The sequence below is a fragment of the Herbaspirillum sp. B65 genome, assembly GCF_000333555.1.
Lineage (GTDB): Bacteria > Pseudomonadota > Gammaproteobacteria > Burkholderiales > Burkholderiaceae_D > Herbaspirillum > Herbaspirillum rubrisubalbicans.
Genome location: NZ_BADI01000286.1, coordinates 1 through 1,003 on the forward strand (window position 1 = coordinate 1; position 1,003 = coordinate 1,003).

Sequence of the window (1,003 nt, forward strand, 5' to 3'; positions counted from 1 at the left end):
CGGCCAACATCATCTTCCCGATGCTCCGTGGGAAAGATGATCGAAGGCGTGCAGCTCGGCATTCTATTCAACCAGGGCCAGGTCTGCTGCGCCGGCTCTCGCATCTTCGTGCACAAGAGCATCTACAACCGTTTCGTCGAACATGCCGGCAAGGCCTTCTCGCAGGTCAACGTCAACCTGCCCTGGCTGGCCAATACCCAGATGGGTCCGCTGGTCAATGCGCACCAATTGAAGACGGTGCTGGGTTATGTCGATATCGGCCGGACGGAAGGTGAAGTCCTGGTCGGCGGTCATCGCATCGGCCGCACTGAACTGCAGGACGGCAATTTCATGGAACCGACCCTGATCGCCACCACCAACAACTCGCGCGTGGCCAGAGAAGAGATCTTTGGCCCGGTGGGCGCCGTCATCGCCTTCGAGGATGAGGATGAAGTCATCGCCATGGCCAATGACAGCGAATTCGGCCTGGGCGGCGCAGTCTGGACCAAGACCCTCAATACCGCCCTGCGGGTGGCCTCGGGTGTGGAGACCGGTCGCATGTGGGTCAACACCTACAACCAGTTGCCCGCCCATGCCCCGTTTGGCGGCTACAAGAAATCCGGCATCGGCCGCGAAAACCACAAGATGATGCTGGAGCACTATTCCCAGTGCAAGAACATCTTCATCAGCATGGATGAGGCCAAACTGGGTCTCTACTAAGCAGCACGCATCACCCTCGCAAGAGCCGCCTGCCCCAGGCGCTCTTGCGCAAGTCTCACGAAGGAAATGAACATGGCGCTGACGGTTGGAATCCCCAAAGAGATATTTCCTGAAGAAAAAAGAGTGGCGGCTTCGCCCGAGATGGTCGCCAAATTGATCGCACTGGGTTTCCCGGTGCTGATGGAAAGCCAGGCAGGCGCGCTGGCAAATATGCCAGATGAAGCTTTCCGCGCAGCAGGCGCAAGCATCGCCGCTTCCCCGCAACAGGTCTGGCAAGCAGCCGACCTCATTTCAAAGTACGCGT

The 1,003-nt window shown here is 58.7% G+C and carries 1 protein-coding gene and 1 pseudogene; both read left to right on the forward strand.

Annotated features, from left to right (window positions below):
* Window positions 1–699, forward strand: a 699-nt coding sequence (locus tag I5W_RS07560) for an aldehyde dehydrogenase family protein (protein ID WP_044528772.1), incomplete at its 5' end; no start/stop codon positions are given.
* 72 nt (window positions 700–771) lie between these two features.
* A pseudogene (gene pntA, locus I5W_RS07565) lies at window positions 772–1,003 on the forward strand (Re/Si-specific NAD(P)(+) transhydrogenase subunit alpha); the annotation flags it as partial.